At 59.2% G+C, this 3,738-nt stretch carries 2 protein-coding genes; both read left to right on the top strand.

All coding sequences use genetic code 11. The annotated features are described in order from the left end of the window. Positions 1–415 precede the first annotated feature (415 nt). The gene (locus GG26_RS13485; RefSeq protein ID WP_414391150.1) at positions 416–2,131 is read left to right on the top strand and encodes a succinate dehydrogenase/fumarate reductase flavoprotein subunit; all 1,716 of its coding nucleotides are present in this window, start codon (positions 416–418) and stop codon (positions 2,129–2,131) included. A 139-nt stretch (positions 2,132–2,270) separates the two neighbouring features. Continuing rightward, the gene (locus GG26_RS13490) at positions 2,271–3,668 is read left to right on the top strand and encodes an aspartate aminotransferase family protein (RefSeq protein ID WP_414391153.1); all 1,398 of its coding nucleotides are present in this window, start codon (positions 2,271–2,273) and stop codon (positions 3,666–3,668) included. Positions 3,669–3,738 lie beyond the last annotated feature (70 nt).

Here is a 3,738-nt window from a genome sequence, read left to right on the forward strand (position 1 = left end):
GGGCTACTGAAAGCCCGCTCCGTACCGCTTTAGCGGTCGGAGTCGGGTAGTTTACAGATCAGAGCTTTGCGGGATACTGCCATTCTGTTTGGCAACGAGCAGGATGCAATCGCTGCAGCCCTGGGCAACAGTGTATGGCTTCGCCATGCAAGCCATAGCCATTCCAAACTGGATTGGGACACTCCCCAAGCGTTCCGCGCTGCTTCCGCGACCACTCCCAGGGGAAGAGGGAAGTTAGGAAGCGATGCAACTTAAAGCTGTTCGTCAGAGCAGAAAGTGGTAAGCCTACGGCACCGCACCGCTGCTGATAACGAGCTATACTCAGGTGCTGCTGGAGAGGCTGCTGGGGCCGGCCATAATGGGAAAACGCCATCCTGGCTGTGGCGGAATCCTTTGCGAGAGCTTGCCTGCATCCATGCTGGAACACGACATTGTCATCATAGGGGGAGGGCTGGCCGGTTGCCGAGCGGCTTTGGAGGTTATGCGACGGGATCCCAGCCTCGACCTGGCCTTGGTGTCCAAAACCCATCCCATTCGCAGCCACTCGGTAGCAGCCCAAGGGGGCATTGCCGCCGCCTTACAAAATGTTGATCCGCAAGATTCCTGGGAAGCCCACGCCTTCGATACCGTCAAGGGATCCGACTACCTAGCGGATCAAGATGCGGTGGAGATTCTAGCCCGGGAAGCCCCTGAGGTGATCATTGACCTGGAACACCTGGGAGTCTTGTTCTCCCGCCTGCCGGATGGCCGCATTGCCCAGCGGGCCTTTGGGGGACACAGCCACCCGCGCACCTGCTATGCCGCCGACAAAACTGGGCAAGCCATTTTACACGAGTTGGTGAGCAACCTCAAGCGCTTTGGGGTCAAGCTCTACAGCGAATGGTATGTGCTGGATCTGATCCTGGCAGAAAACCAAGTCCAGGGCGTGGTGATGTTGGAGCAGGCCAGCGGACGGCTGGAAGTGCTGCGGGCCAAGGCGGTTATGTTGGCTACAGGCGGCTATGGGCGCATCTACAACTCCACTTCCAACGACTTTGCTTCCACCGGCGATGGCATGGCGATGGTGGCGCGGGCCGGCCTGCCTCTGCAGGATATGGAGTTTGTGCAGTTTCATCCCACGGGCCTGTATCCGGTGGGGGTGTTGATCTCAGAGGCAGTGCGTGGAGAGGGGGCCTATCTGATCAATGGGAAGGGGGAGCGCTTTATGGCCGCCTATGCCCCCAGCCAGATGGAATTGGCCCCACGGGACATCACCTCGCGGGCGATTGTTACGGAGGTGCGGGCCGGGCGCGGTATTGACGGCAAAGATTTTGTCTACTTAGACCTGCGGCATCTGGGGGCAGAAAAGATCCACACTCGGCTGCCCTTCTGTTGGGAGGAGGCCCATCGCCACTTGGGCATCGATGCGGTTGTCGATCCCATTCCGGTGCGACCGACGGTGCACTACTGCATGGGCGGGATCCCGGTGACGGTGGAGGGGCAGGTACTGCGGGATGCCCAAACCCGTGTGGAAGGGCTGTTCGCTGCCGGTGAAACGGCCTGTGTTTCGGTGCATGGGGCTAATCGGCTGGGCAGCAACTCTCTCCTAGAGTGCGTTGTTTTCGGGCGGCGCACAGGGGCAGCCATGGTAGAAGCCGTCAGAGGTCGAGCCTTGCCGAAAGTGGACGAGGGATCCCTACTCAAACAGGCCGCCGGGCGGATTGCCGGGCTCCTGGAACGATCAGGGAAGAGCCGCATTGATCAGGTGCGGCGGCAATTTCAAGATTGCATGACCGAGCATTGCGGCGTCTACCGCACCGAATCGGTTCTCCAAGAAGGGATCCAAACATGGCAACAGATCCGCCAGCGTTACGAGCGGGATTTGCATTTGGACGATCGGGGCAAGGTGTGGAACACCGAGCTGATCGAAGCGCTGGAGCTGGACAACCTCATGACGGTGGGGGCCTTGATCCTCGCCAGCGCCCTGGAACGGCGGGAAAGCCGTGGCTCCCACGCGCGGGAAGATTACCCCCAACGGGATGATCAACGGTTTTTACAACACACCTTGGCTGCCTTTCGCGAGGGATCCCCTCAGATCAGCTATCGCCCCGTGGTGATCACCCGGTTTCCCCCTCAGGAGCGAAAATACTAACTTTCCAGAGGCCTCCCAGGCCGATTAGGATTGCTCTATCGTTCCCGTTAGCAGGATGGAGCCCCTTTCAAAATTATCCAATATCTAGGGATTTCATCTTCGCCAGCTTGAAATCTCGTCTACTGCCGGAGGGCCAGCCATGCAAGAAACCCTGGAGAAAGCAGCCGTCGCCCTGCAAGCGGAGCTGAATCTGGAGCCTTTTTGGATGCCCTTTACGGCCAATCGGCAATTTAAAGCCAACCCGCGCCTGTTGGTGGCCGCCCGAGACATGTACTACACCAGCCACGATGGCCGCCAAATCCTAGATGGGACTGCCGGGCTGTGGTGTGTGAATGCTGGCCACTGTCGTCCCCCGATTGTGGAAGCGATCCAACAGCAGGTGGCCCAACTGGACTACGCCCCAGCTTTTCAAATGGGCCATCCCAAAGCCTTTCAACTGGCAGAGCAGCTCATCCAGCTCACTCCTGCCGGACTGGATCACGTTTTTTTCACCAACTCTGGCTCTGAGGCGGTGGATACGGCCCTGAAAATGGCCATCGCCTACCATCGCTTACGCGGACAGGGATCCCGGCAGCGGCTGATTGGCCGGGAACGGGGCTACCACGGCGTTGGCTTTGGGGGCATCTCGGTCGGGGGCATCTCCAACAACCGCAAGTTTTTTGGCAGCCTCATTCCCGGCGTAGACCACCTACCCCACACCCACAACCTGGAGCAAAACGCCTTTAGCCGCGGCCTGCCTCGCTGGGGATCCCACTTGGCAGAAGACTTGGAGCGGATCGTCGCTCTCCACGATGCCAGCACGATTGCAGCGGTGATCGTAGAGCCGGTTGCCGGTTCAACGGGGGTGTTGCTGCCGCCGGTGGGCTATTTGGAAAAGCTGCGGGCCATTTGCGACAAATACGGCATTCTGCTCATCTTCGATGAGGTGATCACCGGCTTTGGGCGTCTGGGATCCCCTTTTGCGGCCAATTACTTTGGGGTGGTGCCGGATCTGATTTGCTGTGCCAAGGGCCTCACCAATGGCACCATCCCGATGGGCGCAGTGATCGTCAAGCAAGAGATCTACAGCGCCTTCATGGAGGCTGCTGGTTCCGCTGATGACCTGCACCGTCCAGGGGACAACAGCAGGACGCTGTCCTGGAGCCCCATCGAGTTTTTCCACGGCTACACCTACTCCGGCCACCCAGTTGCCAGTGCCGCCGGCTTGGCTACCCTGAACCTGTATCGAGAAGAAGGCTTGTTCGAGCGGGCTGCCAACCTCGCTCCCCTCTGGGAGGAGGCTCTCCATTCCCTACGGGGCTTGCCTCATGTCATCGATGTGCGCAACCTCGGCTTGGTGGGGGCAATTGAATTGGAAGGGATCCCTGGCCGACCGACAGCGCGGGCTTTTGAAGCTTTTTTGCGCTGCTACGAACGTGGGGTATTGATTCGCACTACAGGTGATACCATTGCCCTTTCCCCGCCTTTGATCATCGAGGAAGCCCATATTGAACACCTGATCGTCACCCTGAAGCGAGTTCTTCAAGAGCTACCTTAGTCGTAAACTACCCGACTCCGACCGCTAAGCGGTACGGAGCGGGCTTTCAGTAGCCCTGAGCCTGCTCTGC

This window comes from Synechococcus sp. 'PEA 65AY6A-5F PE A', assembly GCF_047462575.1.
GTDB lineage: Bacteria > Cyanobacteriota > Cyanobacteriia > Thermostichales > Thermostichaceae > Thermostichus.

Bases quoted from the DNA above. Each gene is read 5' to 3' on its own strand.
- GG26_RS13485 (WP_414391150.1), top strand. From the start codon at position 416: ATGCTGGAACACGACATTGTCATCATAGGGGGAGGGCTGGCCGGTTGC.
- GG26_RS13490 (WP_414391153.1), top strand. From the start codon at position 2,271: ATGCAAGAAACCCTGGAGAAAGCAGCCGTCGCCCTGCAAGCGGAGCTG.